The sequence below is a fragment of the Pseudomonas sp. DR48 genome (assembly GCF_019823085.1).
Classification (GTDB): domain Bacteria; phylum Pseudomonadota; class Gammaproteobacteria; order Pseudomonadales; family Pseudomonadaceae; genus Aquipseudomonas.
The window spans coordinates 3,544,135-3,561,930 of the sequence record NZ_CP081946.1 but is presented as its reverse complement, the minus strand read 5'-3'; the positions used below and the strand labels follow the sequence as shown (position 1 = coordinate 3,561,930).

Here is a 17,796-nt window from a genome sequence, read left to right as displayed (position 1 = left end):
AGCTCGCTCCCACAGGGTATTGCGCAAGCCTTGGATTCAGGGTTCGACCTGGGTCCACTGCTTGTTCAGGCGCTTATCGGAGATCGGCACCTTGGTCCCCAATTGCTGGGCGAACAGCGAAACCCGGTATTCCTCCAGCCACCAGCGATAAAGCTCCAACTGCGGATCGCGCTTGCCTTCCTGGGCGTGTTTGTTGGCACGGGTCTGGTATTGCGTCCAGAGACCGGACAATTCGCCGCTCCAGACCCGGTCCCTTTGTACCTGAGCGCCGATTTTCTCGAAGCGCTGCTCGACCGCTTTCAGATAGCGCGGCAGTTCCTTGAGCCATTGCATCGGGGTTTCCCGCACGAACCCCGGATACACCAGATGACTGAGCTGCTGCTTGATGTCGTTCAGGGCCACGGCTTGCGCCAGGTCGATCTTGCCCTTGAAGCGTTTTTGCAGGCCATGCCAGAGCTTCAAAATCTCCAGCGTCAGCTTCGCCAGGCGTTCGGCGTGCTCGGTCCAGCCGCCGCGCTTGCGCTCGGCCAGCGACGCCAACCCGGCGCCATCGCGAGGCAACGGGTCTTCGCCATCGAGAATGCAGTTGTCGAGGCTAGCCAGCAGGATGTCTTCCACCAGCGCATCGATGCGCCCCAGCTCGCGGTACATCAACCCCAGCTCGGTCAGCCCCGGCAACTTGCCGCGCAAGAACTTCGCCGGCTCGGCCAGTTGTTGCATGAGCAAACGCTGCAACGCACGACGATGCTGGAACTCGGCTTCGGCCGGGGTCGAAAAACGCCCTTCCTTGACCGTGCCGCTCTCCTCCACCAGCGCCGGATACACCGTCATCGACAGCCCGGCGATCTTCTGCTGGGTTTTCTCGGCAACCGCGGCAAAGACTTTCGGCTCGACCGGCCGTTGATTCTTCGCGGTTTGCGGCACGGCCAACGCAGCCTGACTGGCTTCGGCAAAGCGTGCAGTCAGTTCCGCCAGATCCCGTCCTTCGCCGAGAAACTTGCCTTGGCCATCGACGATTTCCAGGTTCATGCGCAAATGGCTGTCGACCTGTTGCGCGGCTTCCGCCCAGGCTTCGTCGCTGACCCGCGCACCGGTCATGCGCAGCAGTTCACGGCCCAAGGCCTGAGGCAACGAACCTTCGGCGAAGGTCATGCGCTGCAAGGCGGCTTTGACGAAGTCCGGCACCGGCACGAAATTCTTGCGCAGGGCTTTAGGCAGGTTACGGACCAAGGCAATGCACTTGGCCTCGATGACGCCCGGCACCAGCCATTCCAGGCGTTCCGGCGGCAGCATCGGCAGCAACGGCGCCGGCACGCGCAGGGTCACGCCGTCGCGCGGGTGGTTAGGCTCAAAGTGGTAACTGAGCGCCAACTCCAGATCGCCGATGTGCAACGTGTCCGGGTAATGCAACGCAGTGACTTCACTGGCCTCGCGGGCCAGCACGTCTTCTTCGCGCATGATCAGCAGTTGCGGGTCTTTCTGGCTGTTGACCCGGTACCAGCTGTCGAAGGTGGCGGTCTGGTGAATCTCCGCCGGCAGTCGCGCATCGTAGAAGGCGAACAGGGTTTCTTCGTCGGCCAGAATGTCGCGACGGCGGGCCTTGGCTTCCAGTTCGTCGAGCTGTTCGAGCAACTGCGCATTGGCAGTCAGGCACTTGGCCTTGGATTGAATCTCGCCGCGCACCAGGCCTTCGCGAATGAAAAACTCACGAGAAACGACCGGATCGATCGGCCCGTAATGCACCGGGCGACGACCGACGATGATCAGCCCGAACAAAGTGATCTGCTCAAACGCCACCACTTGGCCGCGCTTCTTTTCCCAATGCGGTTCGAAATGGTTTTTCTTGATCAAGTGCCCGGCCAGCGGCTCGATCCAGTCAGCGTCGATCTTGGCGACCATCCGTGCGTAAAGCTTGGTGGTTTCCACCAGTTCGGCGGTCATCAGCCATTGCGGGCGTTTTTTGCCCAGCCCCGAGGACGGGTGAATCCAGAACCGCCGCTGACGGGCGCCAAGGTAATCGCCTTCATCGGTTTTCTGGCCGATCTGGCTGAGCAGGCCCGACAGCACGGCTTTGTGCAGCTTCGGGTAATCCGCCGGCTCTTTGTTGATGCTCAGTTGCATGTCGCGGCAGATCAGGCTCAGTTGGCGGTGAGAATCGCGCCATTCGCGCAGACGCAGGTAATTCAGGAAATTCTTGCGACACCAGTTACGCAACGGGCTGGCCGTCAGTTCCAGGCGCTGCTCTTCAAAACCGCGCCACAGATTGACCAGCCCGGCGAAATCCGAGTCCACGTCTTTCCACTGCGCGTGGGCCTGATCCGCCGCTTGCTGGCGTTCCGGCGGACGTTCGCGCGGGTCTTGAATCGACATGGCGCTGGCGACGATCAGCACTTCCTGCAAGCTGCCCAGTTTCGCCGCTTCCAGCAGCATGCGACCCATGCGCGGGTCCACTGGCAGGCGCGCCAATTGGCGACCGAGCGGTGTCAGCTGACTGTTGCGGTCGACTGCAGAGAGTTCTTGCAGCAGGTTGAATCCGTCGCTGATGGCTTTGCCATCCGGCGGCTCGATAAACGGGAAATCGGTGATCTCGCCGAGGCGCAGATGCAGCATCTGCAAGATCACCGCCGCGAGGTTGGTACGGAGGATTTCCGGGTCGGTAAATTCCGGGCGGCCGAGGAAGTCTTCTTCGGCGTACAGGCGGATGCAGATACCAGGCTCGACCCGTCCGCAACGGCCTTTGCGCTGGTTGGCGCTGGCCTGGGAAATCGCTTCGATGGGCAGGCGCTGGACTTTGGCGCGGTAGCTGTAACGACTGATGCGCGCGGTGCCGCTGTCGATCACGTAGCGGATGCCCGGCACGGTCAGCGAGGTTTCAGCGACGTTGGTCGCCAACACCACGCGACGACCCGGGTGCGACTGGAATATCCGCTGCTGCTCGGCCGGCGACAAGCGCGCGTACAACGGCAGAATCTCGGTGTGCTTGAGCTGGGCCTTGCGCAGCATGTCCGCCGCGTCGCGAATCTCGCGCTCGCCGGGCAGGAACACCAGCACGTCGCCGGGGCTCTTGCGCTCGCTGCGTTCGAACGCGGCGATTTCGTCGAGGGTGGCAAGGATCGCCTGATCGACGGTCAAGTCATCCTCGACCCGATTGCCCTCTTCGTCCTGCTCCAACGTCAGCGGGCGATACCAGGTTTCCACCGGAAAGGTACGGCCCGAGACTTCGACGATGGGCGCATCATCGAAATGCTTGGAAAAGCGCTCAAGATCGATGGTTGCCGAGGTGATGATGACTTTCAGGTCCGGACGACGGGGCAGCAGGGTTTTCAAGTAACCGAGCAAAAAGTCGATGTTCAGGCTGCGTTCGTGGGCTTCGTCGACGATGATCGTGTCGTAGCGTTCGAGGTAGCGGTCGTTCTGGGTTTCCGCCAGCAGGATGCCGTCGGTCATCAGTTTGATCAGGGTGTTGGAATCGCTCTGGTCCTCGAACCGCACCTGATAACCGACCAGCGCGCCCAACGGCGTCGCCAATTCCTCGGCAACGCGGCTGGCCACGCTGCGCGCCGCGATTCGGCGCGGCTGGGTATGGCCGATCAGGCCATGCTGGCCACGACCGATTTCCAGGCAGATCTTCGGCAACTGGGTGGTTTTGCCCGAGCCGGTTTCGCCGGCGATGATCAGCACCTGGTGCTTGAGCAACGCTTCCTTGATTTCATCGCGCTTGGCGGCGATCGGCAAACTGTCGTCGTAACGAATCACCGGCAGGCTGGCACGCCGGGCCAACACCTGATCACAGGACGCCTGCATGCGCGTCACCCACTGGGCCAGTTTGGCCTCGTCGGGTTTCTTGCGCAGCTCAAGCAACTGCCGCCGCAGCCGGTGGCGGTCGGCAAGCATGGCGTGATCGAGGTTTTTCAGCAGTTTGTCGATGGAGGGCGATTCGTCAGTCATAGAAGCAGCGGCAAGCTGTAAGCCAAAAGCGGCAAGGGTAACAGAGAAGCGGCTGCAAGCTGCAAGTGGCAAGCTTCAAGCAGATCGGCTTTTAACTTGCAGCTTGCAGCTTGCGGCTTATAGCTGATCTCCTCCTTTACGCCGATACGGGAACACATCAATGATCTTCCCCGCCCGAATCGCCTCTTGCAGGCTCTTCCAGTAATCGGCGTTGTACAACTCGCCATGCAACTGATCGAACAACTTGCGCTGCCCGGCATCGGCAAATAAAAACGGCGGAAACTCTTCGGGGAATACGTCCAGCGGTCCGATCGAGTACCACGGCTCGGACGCCATCTCGTCTTCCGGCGTGCGCGGTTGCGGGATGTGGCGGAAATTGGCTTCGGTCAGGAAGCAGATCTCGTCATAGTCATAAAACACAACGCGGCCGTGACGGGTCACGCCAAAGTTCTTCAGCAGCATGTCGCCCGGAAAAATGTTCGCCGCCGCCAGTTGCTTGATCGCCAGGCCGTAATCTTCCAAAGCCTCGCGAACCTGCGCGTCGTTGGCGTTTTCCAGATACAGGTTCAACGGTGTCATCCGCCGTTCGGTCCAGCAGTGACGGATCAGCACCGTATCGCCTTCCACCGACACGGTGGACGCCGCTACCTCAAGCAGTTCTTCCAGGCAAGCCGGATCGAATTTGCTCAGCGGGAAACGGAAGTCAGCGAATTCCTGGGTGTCGGCCATGCGCCCGACCCGGTCGACGCTTTTCACCAGTCGGTATTTTTCGATCACCGTCGCGCGGTCAACGTTTTTCGACGGTGAGAAACGGTCCTTGATGATTTTGAAAACGGTGTTGAAACCCGGCAGGGTAAACACGCTCATCACCATCCCGCGCACACCCGGCGCCATGATGAACTGGTCGTCGGTGTTGGCCAGGTGATTGATCAGCGCGCGGTAGAACTCGGACTTGCCGTGTTTGTAGAAACCGATCGAGGTGTACAGCTCGGCGATGTGCTTGCCCGGCAGGATGCGCTTGAGAAAACCGATGAATTCCGCGGGCACCGGCACATCCACCATGAAATACGAGCGGGTGAACGAGAAGATGATCGACACGTCCGCTTCATCGGTAATCAGCGCATCGATCTGAATTCCGCGGCCCTCGCGGTGCAGCAGCGGAATCACCAGTGGCCACTGTTCATCCTGGGTATAGATGCGACCCACCAGGTACGCGCCTTTATTGCGGTACAACACCGAGGAAAACAACTCGACACTCAGTTCCGGGTCCTTGCAGACCCAGTCCGGCAGGTTTTCGCGCAGTTGTGCTTCGAGGCGGCGCAGGTCGCCGGCAAGGTCGGCGTAGTCTTCGCTGAACCGGTAGTCGGCAAAAATGCTCGCAAGCATGCCGGACAGCTGGCCCTGTGGCTTGTAGGTACGGGTTTGCGCGGCGCGGGCACGGCGCAGGCTCGGCCGGGTGGTGTGGATGAACATGCAGCCGTCGCTGATCAGGTCATGACTGAACAGCCCGCAGAAAATCGAGTTGTACCAGGTTTCGGACAGTTCATCGTCGAAACGCAGGTCGATCAGGGTGATGTAGGCGTTTTTGACCAACGGCCAGCAGCTGACGTCCAGGGTGTCGGCGTCAAAAGCGATGTGCAGGCGTTCTACCGTTTCGCCGACCTTCTCTTCGTACAGATTGATCCGTGCAGCCGAGGCGACCTGCGCCTCTTGCCACTTGGCCTGCTCGAAGCGGGCCCGGGCGCCGTCGGTGATCTGCCGGAAATGCTCGCGGTAATCGTCAAAGCCATCGAGGATCATTCGGGCGATGTCGGCGGCTGGCCATTGCTGCGGCATGGTGAGACCTCTGCGGGAATTCGGAAGCCCTGAGCTTAGCCAGTGAACCGGGTGCAGGAGAAGCGTAATTTTCGAGCAGAATTATTTGCTCGTTTTCCGGTTGCCATCGATCAGGCGCTCGGCAACACTCTCGTCCCCATCCAGCAAGGAGCACACCGTGAACCCCGTCGATATTTTCCGTTTACTGTCACTGGCGGCGATTTGGGGTGCGAGCTTTCTGTTCATGCGCATCATCGCCCCGGTGATTGGCTCGATCCCCACGGCTTTTTTCCGTGTGTCGATTGCCGCCGTCGGCTTGCTGGTGATTCTGGGGTTGATGCGCATCAGCTGGGACTTCAAAGGCAAACTCAAGACAGTAATGCTCCTGGGGGTGATCAACTCCGGCATTCCGGCGACGCTCTATTCGGTGGCCGCCCAGGTATTGCCAGCCGGTTACTCGGCCATTTTCAACGCCACCACGCCGCTGATGGGCGTGCTGATCGGCGGTCTGTTCTTTCATGAAAAACTCACGGCCGCCAAGCTGGGCGGGGTGCTGCTCGGCCTGATGGGGGTCGGCATCCTGACCCGTGCCGGCCCGGTGGCGTTCGACCTGCAATTGCTGATGGGCGCCCTCGCCTGCCTGCTTGCCACCACGTGTTACGGCTTCGCCGGCTTCCTGGCGCGCCGTTGGCTCGATCACGCTGGCGGTCTGGACAGTCGCCTGTCGGCGGTGGGCAGCATGATGGGGGCCACGTTGTTTTTGCTGCCGCTGTTCGGTTACAGCGTGATTACCCAGCCACCGGCAAGCTGGGGTGGCTGGAATGTCTGGCTGTCGCTGCTGGGGCTGGGCCTGGTGTGCACGGCCTTGGCGTACATTGTTTACTTCCGCCTGCTCAGCTCGGTCGGGCCGGTGAAGTCGATGACCACGACCTTCCTGATCCCGCCGTTCGGCGTGCTGTGGGGGGCGTTGCTGCTGGATGAACCGCTGTCGATGGCGCATCTGTATGGCGGGGTGTTGATAGCGGCAGCGTTGTGGCTGGTGTTGAAGCCTGCGGTGGTGAAGCCGAAAGAGGCAGTTGCCCGCTAATTCTGCGGCGCCGCTACTTAAGCCTTCGCGGGCAAGCCCGCTCCCACAGGGGGATCTGAAGTGGACACACAGTTTGTATTCACACAGGTCAAATGTGGGAGCGGGCTTGCTCGCGAAGGCGTCGACTCAGACGCTACAAAGCTGACTGACTCACCTCCCCATCCACCAATCGCCGAATCCCCAGGGGATTGGCGTTCTGCAACGCCTCGGGCAGCAGTGCATCCGGATAGTTCTGGAAGCACACCGGCCGCAGGAAACGATCGATGGCCAGCGTTCCCACCGACGTCCCGCGTGAATCCGACGTTGCCGGATACGGCCCGCCGTGCACCATCGCCTCACACACCTCGACCCCGGTCGGATAACCATTGAGCAGAATCCGCCCGACCTTTTCCTGAAGCAACTCGGTCAGCCAACGGTACTCCAGCAATTCATCCGGTTCACCGATCAATGTCGCCGTCAGCTGCCCGCGCAACCCCTGCAATGCCGCTGCCAGCTGCGCCCGGCCCTCGACTTCGACAACGATGGTGGTCGGCCCGAAAACCTCTTCCTGCAGCAATTCATCGCCCTTGAGCAACAGGCTGACGTCGGCCTTGAACACCTGCGGTTGAGCCTGATTGCCCTGTTGCGGTTTGCCCGCCAGGTGCGTCAGCCCCGGGTGTTCGTGCAGCTCGGCCAGGCCTTGGCGGTAGCTGACCAACGCGCCGGCATTGAGCATGGTTTGCGCCGGTTGCTGGTCCATGTTGGCGCAAAACGTTTCCAGGAACCGGCTGAACTGCGGTGAACGCAGGCCGATCACCAAGCCCGGATTGGTGCAGAACTGACCGCAGCCCAACGTCACCGAACCGGCCAGTTGTGCAGCGATCTGCTCGCCTCGCAGGGCGAGCGCTTCGGGCAGCAGGAACACCGGGTTGATGCTCGACATCTCGGCAAACACCGGGATTGGTTGCGCCCGGGTGGCGGCCATGTGGGCCAGGGCATTGCCGCCCTTGAGTGAGCCGGTGAAGCCCACAGCCTGAATCGCCGGGTGCTTGACCAGCCATTCGCCGACGCCCCCGCCAAAGGTCATGTTGAACACACCGGCGGGCATTTCGGTTTTTTGGGCCGCGCGAATGATCGCATCCGCGACCCACTCGGCCGTCGCCATGTGCCCGCTGTGTGCCTTGAATACCACCGGGCAACCCGCGGCCAGTGCCGAGGCGGTATCGCCGCCGGCGGTGGAAAACGCCAAGGGAAAGTTGCTGGCGCCGAACACCGCGACAGGCCCTAACGCGATGCGGTATTGACGCAGGTCCGGACGCGGCAATGGTTGGCGATCCGGCAGTGCCCGATCAATGCGCGCCCCATAGAAATCACCGCGACGCAGGACCTTGGCGAACAAGCGCATCTGGCCGCTGGTTCGACCGCGCTCGCCTTGAATGCGCCCTGCGGGCAAAGCGGTTTCGCGGCACACGGTGGCGACGAAATCATCGCCCAGTGCATCGATTTCATCGGCAATGGCATCGAGGAATTGCGCACGTTTCTCCGCGCTCAGGTTGCGATAGATCGGGTACGCAGCCGCCGCAGCGTTCGCGGCCGCGTCGACTTCGGCTTCGGATGCCTGGAAGAAGCTGCCGGGCAGTGCCTCGCCGGTGGTCGCGTCGAGGCTTTGCAGCTGAACGGTGCCTTCGGCGCTGCGGCGACCGCCGATGTAGTTATGTCCAAGTAGCGTGGTCATGAGGGTTTCCTTGACCGGCGGGTTGCGCCGGTGATTAGAGACTTAAAGCACGCGGACCTGGCCGATGGCCAACGGCTGGGTGCCTTCGCCAATCCCGTTTTCCAGGGGCGCGCCGAACTCATCGAGGCAGATCTGGAAGCGGTCACCCGGCTGGGTTTTCACACCGTCAGCAAACGACAGTGTGGCGGTGCCGAAGTAATGCACGTGAACATCACCAGGGCGCAAAAACTGAGCGTATTTGAAGTGGTGAAATTCGAGGTTGGCGAGGCTGTGGCACATGTTGTCCTCGCCGCTGAGAAACTCTTTTTCCCAGAGCGTTTCACCATTGCGAATGATGCGGCTGGTGCCAGCCAGATGCTTGGGCAACTCACCCACACGCAGCTCCGGACCGTAGGCGCAGAAGCGCAGCTTCGAATGGGCGAGGTACAGGTAATTGCGCCGTTCCATCACATGGTCGGAGAACTCGTTGCCCAAGGCGTAACCGACGCGGTACGGCTGGCCGTCGTCGCCGATCACATAGAGGCCGGTCAGCTCCGGCTCTTCACCGGCATCTTCGGCAAACGGCGGCACCGGGAAGTCTGCGCCGGGACGCACAACGATGCTGCCGTCGCCCTTGTAGAACCATTCCGGTTGAGCACCGACCTGGCCGGCCGCCGGTTTTCCGCCCTCCAGCCCCCATTTGAAAATGCGCATGGTGTCGGTCATGCCGGCTTCGACCGCGCCATCGTGCTGGTGCATTTTGTCCCGGGCCGAGGCGCTGCCCAAATGGGTCAGGCCGGTGCCGCTGATCAGGCAATGGGCCGGGTCTTCGTGGTCCAGTGGCGGCAGGACGCGACCCTGCTGCAACAGTTGCGCGTAATCCGGGCCTGGCGCAGTGCCGCACCGGGCGACTTCTTCTTGCAGGCTACGTTGCGCGCGGATGGCCGCGAGTGCCAGTTCACGGGTGCTACGGATGCCGTTGAGCACCTGGAGCTGTGCGCCCTCGACGAGGCCCACCTGGCGTTCACCGGCAGTGTATTCAAATTGAATCAGGCGCATGACGGCCTCCAGAAAGTCGTGAATGGCGCCGCCTTGTTTGCGGCGCCTCAAGATCACTCGATGATGTTGAAATCGCTCAGGTACTCATCAGAGATTTCCAGGCCCAGGCCAGGCTTGTTATCGTCGAGCTGGATGTAGCCGTTGACCGGTTGCGGCTCGCCCTTGAACACGTAGTAGAAGAGTTCGTTGCCAACCTCGACGTCGAACACCGGGAAGAACTCGGCCATTGGCGAGGCGGTGGTGGACATGGTCAGGTGATAGTTGTGCATCTGCCCGGCGTGCGGGATCACCGGCACTGACCAGGCTTCAGCCATGGCGTTGATCTTGCGCGCCGCGGTGATGCCGCCGACACGGTTGGTGTCGTACTGGATCACGTCGACGGCACGGCGCTCCAGCAGGTCTTTGAAGCCGTAGGAAGTGAACTCGTGCTCGCCGCCGGAGATCGGCATGATCCCCATTTTTTTCAGCTCGATATAGCCTTCGATGTCGTCGGCAATCACCGGTTCTTCGAGCCAGCGCGGTTCGAACTCGGCCAGTTTGGGCAACATGCGGCGGGCATATTCCAGGGTCCAGCCCATGTAGCATTCGAGCATGATGTCGATGTCGGGACCGGCCAGGTTACGCAGCGCCCGCACTTGCTCGATGTTCTTGCGCATGCCCGCCGGGCCGTCTTTCGGGCCGTAGCCGAAACGCATTTTCAGCGCGGTGAAACCCTGGTTCAGGTAGCCCTGGGCTTCTTCGAGGAACAGGTCGAGGTTGTCGTTGGCGTAGAGCTTGGAGGCGTAAGTCCAGATCTTTTCCTTGGTGCGCCCGCCTAGCAGTTTGAACACCGGCTTGTTCACCGCTTTGCCCATGATGTCCCAGATGGCGATGTCGATCGCCGAGATCGCCGCCATGCCGATGCCTTTGCGGCCCCAGGCATGGCTCTGACGGTACATTTTCTGCCAGATGTATTCGTTGTCGAACGGGTCTTCGCCAATCGCAATCGGCGCCAGATAAGTGTCGATGATTTCCTTGGCCACACGCGGTGCCAGGGCGCAGTTACCGATGCCGACAAGACCGGTGTCGGTCTCGACTTCCACCACCAGCCAGCCGTGGAAACGGAACGAGCCCATGGCATCGCCGCGCTCGAACAGGATGTCGCTGGCGTTGGTGCAGAAGTGCGCTTGCGGGGGAACGACTTTACCTTTCCACTCGAAAACGCGGGTACGGATGGCTTTGATTTTCATGAATACAGTTCCTTGCGCTACCGGCTTTTTGTAGTTGTTGGGTCGCTGCGCAGAGCCGTTCGTGCGGCCGGCTCCGGGCATTCGATGGAGCGACTTTAGCCAGCGCCCGGGTCGTGCGGATAATCACTTATGCGTATCCGGCGATAACCTGGGGTGATCGCAAAAACACGATATCCGTCAGATCGGGTTATCAGCCCCAACACAAAAAAATGTGGGAGCGAGCTTGCTCGCGATGGCGGTCTGACAGTCACTTCAAGGTGTCTGTACTGTCGCCATCGCGAGCAGGCTCGCTCCCACAGTGGTTGTTGGTGTTACTTGGATTTTGTGTTCAATACAAAACCCTGTGGGAGTGAGCCTGCTCGCGATAGCGGTTTGTCAGTCACTGAAAGGGTGACTGAACCGCCGTCATCGCGAGCAGGCTCGCTCCCACAGCGGTTGTTGGTGTTACTTGGATTTTGTGTTCAATACAAAACCCTGTGGGAGTGAGCCTGCTCGCGATAGCGGTTTGTCAGTCACTGAAAGGGTGACTGAACCGCCGTCATCGCGAGCAAGCCCGCTCCCACAGTGGTTGTTGGTGTTACTTGGATTTTGTGTTCAATACAAAACCCTGTGGGAGTGAGCCTGCTCGCGATAGCGGTTTGTCAGTCACTGAAAGGGTGACTGAACCGCCGTCATCGCGAGCAAGCTGAACTGGTCAAGTAAATCCGGACACCGGTTACGGTGTTTATGCCGCTTTTTGCTCCATGGCTATTGGCGACAAGTATTTGTTGTAGCTGTGGAGCCTGGTGCGGTTGTAGTACATGAAAAAACGGACCATGTCGGTTTGTGCTTCTTCGCTCGTGCCATAGCCGCCACGCGGCACCCATTCTGACTTCAGAGTGCCGAAAAAGCGTTCTGTTGGAGCGTTGTCCCAGCACTGCCCGCGATGACTCATGCTTTGCAAGATGCCATGACGCGTCAGCTCCTCTTGAAACTTGCGGCTGGTGTACTGACAGCCTTGATCCGAATGGAACATCAGTCCAGGTATGCACACTCGAAGCTCTGTCGCCATCCGTAGCGCTTTGCTAACCAAGTTGGCGTCATTAACCAGGGAAAATGCCCAACCAATGACACGGCGCGCAAACAAGTCGATCACGATGGCCAGGTGAACCCAGCGCTTACCCACCATCAAACTGGTAACGTCGCCACACCAGACTTGGTTGACCGCGGCTGGCTTGAAATTGGCGCTTAAGCAGATTGGGCGCGACAAATGCTTCAACTCCTTTGGATCTGAATGGGTGAGGCTGGCGCTGTTTACTGACAATGTTGGCCTCCCTCATCAGTGCTTTAGCCAGGCTTCTGCCTACAGCTATGTTTTGGGCCTGAAGATGCCTTGCTGATCGCTCTGGACCCCATGGCTTCCCGGCTTTCGCTGTGTAACTCGACGACTTTGCCTCTTAGTTCTTCGCGTCTGATCCTTGGCTTGGTGCACCGCTGAACCCATTCATAAAAACTACTGCGCTTAACGTCGAAAACGCGACACAAGATGGCGGTCGGGTATGACTCTCTTAGCTCCGCGATCATCGAAAACGATCGGGGTCCGACATCAAGAGAGCGGTAGCCTTTTTTAAGATCTCGGCCTCCATTTCCATGCGTTTGATTTTGGCTTTCAAATCCTGAATCTGGCGCTGATCTTCGGTAATGGCCTTGGTGCCTTGAACCGGTTGCCCCTTGTGTTCCTTGCGAACCTGATCCACCCAACGTCGTAAGGCTGTGGCACTAATGTCCAGCGACGCGCAGACTTCCTGTACCGAACAATTGTCATCAATCACCATGTTGGCCGCACGGTGTTTGAACTCGCGGGAAAAGACTCTTCTTTCTTTCATGGAACCTCCAAATTGGCGAAATCATATCGCCCTTAAGAAGTGTCCGGAATTATTAGGCCAGTTCAAGCCCGCTCCCACAGTGGTTGTTGGTGTTACTTGGATTTTGTGTTCAATACAAAACCCTGTGGGAGTGAGCCTGCTCGCGATAGCGGTTTGTCAGTCACTGAAAGGGGGACTGAACCGCCGTCATCGCGAGCAAGCCCGCTCCCACAGTGGTTGTTGGTGTTACTTGGATTTTGTGTTCAATACAAAACCCTGTGGGAGTGAGCCTGCTCGCGATAGCGGTTTGTCAGTCACTGAAAGGGGGACTGAACCGCCGTCATCGCGAGCAAGCTGAACTGGCCTAATAATTCCGGACACTTCTTAAGGGCGATATGATTTCGCCAATTTGGAGGTTCCATGAAAGAAAGAAGAGTCTTTTCCCGCGAGTTCAAACACCGTGCGGCCAACATGGTGATTGATGACAATTGTTCGGTACAGGAAGTCTGCGCGTCGCTGGACATTAGTGCCACAGCCTTACGACGTTGGGTGGATCAGGTTCGCAAGGAACACAAGGGGCAACCGGTTCAAGGCACCAAGGCCATTACCGAAGATCAGCGCCAGATTCAGGATTTGAAAGCCAAAATCAAACGCATGGAAATGGAGGCCGAGATCTTAAAAAAGGCTACCGCTCTCTTGATGTCGGACCCCGATCGTTTTCGATGATCGCGGAGCTAAGAGAGTCATACCCGACCGCCATCTTGTGTCGCGTTTTCGACGTTAAGCGCAGTAGTTTTTATGAATGGGTTCAGCGGTGCACCAAGCCAAGGATCAGACGCGAAGAACTAAGAGGCAAAGTCGTCGAGTTACACAGCGAAAGCCGGGAAGCCATGGGGTCCAGAGCGATCAGCAAGCATCTTCAGGCCCAAACATAGCTGTAGGCAGAAGCCTGGCTAAAGCACTGATGAGGGAGGCCAACATTGTCAGTAAACAGCGCCAGCCTCACCCATTCAGATCCAAAGGAGTTGAAGCATTTGTCGCGCCCAATCTGCTTAAGCGCAATTTCAAGCCAGCCGCGGTCAACCAAGTCTGGTGTGGCGACGTTACCAGTTTGATGGTGGGTAAGCGCTGGGTTCACCTGGCCATCGTGATCGACTTGTTTGCGCGCCGTGTCATTGGTTGGGCATTTTCCCTGGTTAATGACGCCAACTTGGTTAGCAAAGCGCTACGGATGGCGACAGAGCTTCGAGTGTGCATACCTGGACTGATGTTCCATTCGGATCAAGGCTGTCAGTACACCAGCCGCAAGTTTCAAGAGGAGCTGACGCGTCATGGCATCTTGCAAAGCATGAGTCATCGCGGGCAGTGCTGGGACAACGCTCCAACAGAACGCTTTTTCGGCACTCTGAAGTCAGAATGGGTGCCGCGTGGCGGCTATGGCACGAGCGAAGAAGCACAAACCGACATGGTCCGTTTTTTCATGTACTACAACCGCACCAGGCTCCACAGCTACAACAAATACTTGTCGCCAATAGCCATGGAGCAAAAAGCGGCATAAACACCGTAACCGGTGTCCGGATTTACTTGACCAGTTCAAGCCCGCTCCCACAGTGGTTGTTGGTGTTACTTGGATTTTGTGTTCAATACAAAACCCTGTGGGAGTGAGCCTGCTCGCGATAGCGGTTTGTCAGTCACTGAAAGGGTGACTGAACCGCCGTCATCGCGAGCAAGCCCGCTCCCACAGGGAAGTTGTGTTGTTTTCAGTAGTTGTTGGTGCCCATCCGGCAGGCGATTTCGAATGCCTGGCGGATCGCGCCGACGTTGGCCTTGCCCTGCCCCGCGATATCGAACGCGGTGCCGTGTGCCGGCGTGGTGATAGGGATCGGCAACCCGCCCTGCACAGTCACCCCACGGGAGAAGCCCATCAACTTGATCGCGATCTGTCCCTGGTCGTGATACATGGTCACCACCGCGTCGAACGCACTGGCATCGCCTTGCACTTTGAGGAAGATCGTGTCGGCGGGGTATGGCCCTTCAGCCGCAATCCCCAGTGCCTGGGCCGAACGCACGGCCGGGCCAATGATGTCCAGTTCTTCGCGGCCGAACGAGCCGTTATCGCCGTTGTGCGGATTCAGCCCGCACACGCCAATGCGCGGTTTTTCCAGGCCGTTGCGTTTGAGCGCGGTGTCGATAAGCTGGATCGCTTCCACCACTCGCGTCTGGCTGAGCATGCCCGGTACTTCGGCCAGCGCCACGTGGGACGTCACGCGTGAGGTCCAGAGGTTGTCTAGCACGTTGAATTCGCAGAACGGCCCATGGAAATCCAGCAGCTCGGCGAACCAGTGCAGCTCGTCGCTGTGGGCCATGCCGGCCATGTGCAACGAGGTCTTGTTCAACGGGCCGAACAGCACCGCGTCGGTGGTCCCGGCCTCGGTCAGGCGCAGGGCTTGCTCCAGGGTGTCGAGGCTGTAGCGACCGCCGATGACACTGGCTTCACTGCGCGGGAACTCACCCACCGTGTCGCCGCGAAAGTCATAGAACAACGGCGTGTCATCGACAAATGACAACTGCTCCAGCGACTCCACGCGACGGTATGGAAATTCCGTCCCGGCGATGCGCATGCCCCGGCGCATTTCGGCCTCGTCAGCAATCAGGATCACGTTGGCCTGACTGCGCACCGAAGGCTCTGCGAGCAGACGCGCGATCAGTTCCGGACCGATGCCCGCCGGGTCACCCAGCACCATGGCGATAGTGGTTTTGTTCATGCTTCACTCCTCAAGGATTCAGGCCGCACCCGGTCAATGGCGCAAGGCTCGCAGCGATAGACTTGCTTCGCGTTGCTGTAGAAAAGTCGTTGCTGATCGGCACTCGGAAAATCGGCAACGATGGATTTGAAACCGCTGTAGATCTCGTCGAACGAGCCACACAGGCTGTCCACGGGAAAGTTGCTGGCGAACATCGCCCGATCGCTGCCGAACATGGCGATGACTTCGCGCACGATCCAGGCGTTGTCCTTGGCCCGCCAGCGTTGACCGCCCTGCCCGAGGCCGGAAATTTTCACCCGCACGTTCGGCCACTGCGCCAGCCGCGCCATCGCCAGACGCCAACCCGCCAGGCCTTCGGCGCTGCGGTCGTTGGGCAAGCCAGCGTGGTTGAGAATCAGCGTGGTGCCGGGGAAATCCCGGGCCAGGCGCTCGGCTTCGTGCAGATTCCACCAAGGTGTTTGCAGGTCGAAATGCAGGCCCAGGCCTTCGAGCGCGGCGTAACTGCGGCGCCAGTGTTCGTCGCTCATCAAGCTACGCAGGTGCCCAACCTGCTCCGGCGCGATCGGTCCGCCGGGTTTGTGGCGCACGCTGCGCACGCACTTGAAACTTGCTTGCTCGGTCAGCACTGCTATGGCGTCCGGGTGGTCGAGCCAGGCTTGCGCGACGATGGCGTTCGGCACGCCGTAGCGAGCGGCCAAGGCCTCGATGAAACGGGTTTCGCCAATCGGGTCTTTCGGGTTCCATTCGGTCTCGACGTACACCGTTTGCACGACGTTATGGGCACCGGCATCGGCGAAGTAGTCATCGGGAAAATAGCGACGCTTGATCGCGCTGTAGTCACCGTAGCGAAACGGTATGTTGGCCTCGGGCGCGAGCCACGGATGGTCATTGATCGCGGGGTCCCAGAAATGGTGATGGGCATCTACGATCGGGCCGTTCCACAACTTAGTCATGACGCACCTCATCCAGGCTGATAAACAACGTCGCCAGCACAAACACTGCCGAGCACGCCGCAAAGAATCCCAGCACCGGCGCAAACCCACCGGCCATTTGCACAATCACCCCCACCAGAATCGGCACCGCGATGCCACCGGTGCTGCCGGCCATGTTCATCACGCCGCCGATCAACCCGACCCGCGCCGGTGCCGCCAGCAACGCCGGGAAGCTCCAGTAGAGGCTGCCCCACATCAGAAAAAACGCGGTCATGGCCAACAACGCCACGGCTGCAAAAGGATTGCTCAGGGTCGGCAGCAACAGGAAGGCACCGAGGGCCACCAATCCGGAAAACGCCAGCAGGCTCTTGACCGCCACCCCACGGCTGACGCCTTTGCGAATCAGGCCGTCGCAGAGGAAACCGCCGGTCAACGAACCCAACGCACCACACACAAAAATCACGAACGTGGCCGCGCCAATGCCCTTGATATCAAAACCGCGAGCCTGCGCCAGATAACTTGGGCCCCAGGTCAGCAAGCCAAAATAGACCATCGCCCAACTGGCACGACCGATCAGCAAACCGCTCAGCGAGCGGGCCGCGATGCCCAGGCCCTTGACCGGCAAACGGGCGGCTTCAGCCGCTGGCGTTGCGCGCCCGGCGTTGATCTTTTCGAGTTCTTCGGCGTTCACCTGCGGGTGAGTGGCCGGGTCGTCACGCAGGTAACGCCGCGCCAGCCAGGCCAGCACCAGGGTCGCGATACCGGCGATCACAAACGCCAGGCGCCATGAATCCAGCGAGGCAATCAGGTACGCAATGATCAAGCCGCCCAGCGCCACGCCCAACGGGCTGCCGCTGTCCATCAGCACCGCACCGCGACTGCGCTCGCTCGGCGCCAGCCACAACGAAATCAGTTTGCCGCCCGATGGAAACAACGGAGCCTCTGCGGCGCCAAGCGCGACCCTGGCGAACAGCAATGACAACCCGCCCGTGGCAAATGCCGCGATCACCTGGAAAGTCCCCCACAACCCGGTGGACCAACTGATCACCCGGTGCGGTCCGAAGCGGTCGATCAACCAGCCGCCGGGAATCTGCAGCAGCGCGTATGCCCAGAAGAAGCTGCTGAGGATCAGCCCCTGCATGCTCGGAGAGAGGGAAAATTCATGGGCGATGGTCGGCATCGCAATCGACAACGACACCCGATCGATCAGGTTGACCATGGTCAAGGCGAAGATGATCGCGAAGATCCGCCAGCGCACGCTGCTGGCCTTGGTGGTGCCGGTCAGCGGTGCGGCCGCGGCGATCGGTTGGGCAACTGCGCCGGGCAGATGCAGGGAAGCACTGGGACGAGCCATGGTGCGTACCTCATTTATTATTTTTGTGGATGCAAAACGCAGCTTCTGGGCGGCGCTGGTGAGCACTATC

The 17,796-nt window shown here is 59.8% G+C and carries 13 protein-coding genes; 3 read left to right on the top strand and 10 right to left on the bottom strand.

The window, feature by feature from the left end:
* Window positions 1-36: 36 nt before the first annotated feature.
* Window positions 37-3,948, bottom strand: a complete 3,912-nt coding sequence (gene hrpA, locus K5K95_RS16095) for an ATP-dependent RNA helicase HrpA (RefSeq protein WP_222590221.1) — start codon at window positions 3,946-3,948, stop codon at window positions 37-39.
* 117 nt (window positions 3,949-4,065) lie between these two features.
* Window positions 4,066-5,784: a bifunctional isocitrate dehydrogenase kinase/phosphatase gene (gene aceK / locus K5K95_RS16090; RefSeq protein ID WP_222590220.1), complete on the bottom strand. Its 1,719-nt coding sequence runs from the start codon at window positions 5,782-5,784 to the stop codon at window positions 4,066-4,068.
* Between the two features lie 157 nt (window positions 5,785-5,941).
* Here aceK and K5K95_RS16085 point away from each other — a divergent pair, with 157 nt between their 5' ends.
* On the top strand, window positions 5,942-6,850 hold the full coding sequence (locus K5K95_RS16085) for a DMT family transporter (protein WP_222590219.1): 909 nt from the start codon (window positions 5,942-5,944) through the stop codon (window positions 6,848-6,850).
* Between the two features lie 133 nt (window positions 6,851-6,983).
* On the opposite strand, the gene K5K95_RS16080 is transcribed toward K5K95_RS16085, so the two are convergent.
* The 5 genes from K5K95_RS16080 to K5K95_RS33055 all read right to left on the bottom strand — a co-directional run bounded on the left by K5K95_RS16080 (window position 6,984) and on the right by K5K95_RS33055 (window position 12,696).
* On the bottom strand, window positions 6,984-8,564 hold the full coding sequence (locus K5K95_RS16080; protein ID WP_222590218.1) for an aldehyde dehydrogenase (NADP(+)): 1,581 nt from the start codon (window positions 8,562-8,564) through the stop codon (window positions 6,984-6,986).
* A 42-nt stretch (window positions 8,565-8,606) separates the two neighbouring features.
* Window positions 8,607-9,602, bottom strand: a complete 996-nt coding sequence (gene araD1, locus K5K95_RS16075; RefSeq protein ID WP_222590217.1) for an AraD1 family protein — start codon at window positions 9,600-9,602, stop codon at window positions 8,607-8,609.
* Window positions 9,603-9,655: 53 nt separating this feature from the next.
* On the bottom strand, window positions 9,656-10,831 hold the full coding sequence (locus K5K95_RS16070) for an L-rhamnonate dehydratase (protein WP_140677315.1): 1,176 nt from the start codon (window positions 10,829-10,831) through the stop codon (window positions 9,656-9,658).
* 724 nt (window positions 10,832-11,555) lie between these two features.
* Window positions 11,556-12,134 carry an IS3 family transposase gene (locus tag K5K95_RS33060; protein ID WP_261398156.1) on the bottom strand — a complete coding sequence of 193 codons (579 nt, stop codon included), beginning with the start codon at window positions 12,132-12,134 and terminating at the stop codon, window positions 11,556-11,558.
* A gap of 256 nt (window positions 12,135-12,390) precedes the next feature.
* Complete coding sequence (locus tag K5K95_RS33055; RefSeq protein ID WP_261398055.1) at window positions 12,391-12,696, bottom strand: transposase; 306 nt, start codon at window positions 12,694-12,696, stop codon at window positions 12,391-12,393.
* Window positions 12,697-13,095: 399 nt separating this feature from the next.
* On the opposite strand from K5K95_RS33055, the gene K5K95_RS33050 reads away from it, so the two are divergent.
* Together K5K95_RS33050 and K5K95_RS16060 are read left to right on the top strand one after the other, a co-directional pair.
* Window positions 13,096-13,401 carry a transposase gene (locus K5K95_RS33050; protein ID WP_261398055.1) on the top strand — a complete coding sequence of 102 codons (306 nt, stop codon included), beginning with the start codon at window positions 13,096-13,098 and terminating at the stop codon, window positions 13,399-13,401.
* Window positions 13,402-13,477: 76 nt separating this feature from the next.
* On the top strand, window positions 13,478-14,233 hold the full coding sequence (locus tag K5K95_RS16060; RefSeq protein WP_261398155.1) for an IS3 family transposase: 756 nt from the start codon (window positions 13,478-13,480) through the stop codon (window positions 14,231-14,233).
* Between the two features lie 202 nt (window positions 14,234-14,435).
* Here the strand turns inward: K5K95_RS16060 and K5K95_RS16055 are convergent, their stop codons facing one another.
* The 3 genes from K5K95_RS16055 to K5K95_RS16045 are packed head-to-tail and all read right to left on the bottom strand — an operon-like array spanning window position 14,436 to window position 17,726.
* Window positions 14,436-15,440, bottom strand: a complete 1,005-nt coding sequence (locus K5K95_RS16055) for a 4-hydroxythreonine-4-phosphate dehydrogenase PdxA (RefSeq protein WP_222590216.1) — start codon at window positions 15,438-15,440, stop codon at window positions 14,436-14,438.
* Window positions 15,437-16,393: an amidohydrolase family protein gene (locus tag K5K95_RS16050; RefSeq protein WP_222590215.1), complete on the bottom strand. Its 957-nt coding sequence runs from the start codon at window positions 16,391-16,393 to the stop codon at window positions 15,437-15,439. The genes K5K95_RS16055 and K5K95_RS16050 overlap by 4 nt, the downstream gene beginning before the upstream one ends.
* Window positions 16,386-17,726: an MFS transporter gene (locus tag K5K95_RS16045; protein WP_222590214.1), complete on the bottom strand. Its 1,341-nt coding sequence runs from the start codon at window positions 17,724-17,726 to the stop codon at window positions 16,386-16,388. The genes K5K95_RS16050 and K5K95_RS16045 overlap by 8 nt, the downstream gene beginning before the upstream one ends.
* Between the last annotated feature and the right edge of the window lie 70 nt (window positions 17,727-17,796).

What these genes read in the sequence shown, in the direction of transcription:
- K5K95_RS16080 (WP_222590218.1), bottom strand. Translation starts at nt 8,564, where the DNA reads ATGACCACGCTACTTGGACATAACTACATCGGCGGTCGCCGCAGCGCC.
- K5K95_RS16070 (WP_140677315.1), bottom strand. Translation starts at nt 10,831, where the DNA reads ATGAAAATCAAAGCCATCCGTACCCGCGTTTTCGAGTGGAAAGGTAAA.
- K5K95_RS16060 (WP_261398155.1), top strand. Translation starts at nt 13,478, where the DNA reads ATGGGTTCAGCGGTGCACCAAGCCAAGGATCAGACGCGAAGAACTAAG.
- K5K95_RS16050 (WP_222590215.1), bottom strand. Translation starts at nt 16,393, where the DNA reads ATGACTAAGTTGTGGAACGGCCCGATCGTAGATGCCCATCACCATTTC.
- K5K95_RS16055 (WP_222590216.1), bottom strand. Translation starts at nt 15,440, where the DNA reads ATGAACAAAACCACTATCGCCATGGTGCTGGGTGACCCGGCGGGCATC.
- hrpA (WP_222590221.1), bottom strand. Translation starts at nt 3,948, where the DNA reads ATGACTGACGAATCGCCCTCCATCGACAAACTGCTGAAAAACCTCGAT.
- aceK (WP_222590220.1), bottom strand. Translation starts at nt 5,784, where the DNA reads ATGCCGCAGCAATGGCCAGCCGCCGACATCGCCCGAATGATCCTCGAT.
- K5K95_RS33050 (WP_261398055.1), top strand. Translation starts at nt 13,096, where the DNA reads ATGAAAGAAAGAAGAGTCTTTTCCCGCGAGTTCAAACACCGTGCGGCC.
- K5K95_RS33055 (WP_261398055.1), bottom strand. Translation starts at nt 12,696, where the DNA reads ATGAAAGAAAGAAGAGTCTTTTCCCGCGAGTTCAAACACCGTGCGGCC.
- araD1 (WP_222590217.1), bottom strand. Translation starts at nt 9,602, where the DNA reads ATGCGCCTGATTCAATTTGAATACACTGCCGGTGAACGCCAGGTGGGC.
- K5K95_RS16045 (WP_222590214.1), bottom strand. Translation starts at nt 17,726, where the DNA reads ATGGCTCGTCCCAGTGCTTCCCTGCATCTGCCCGGCGCAGTTGCCCAA.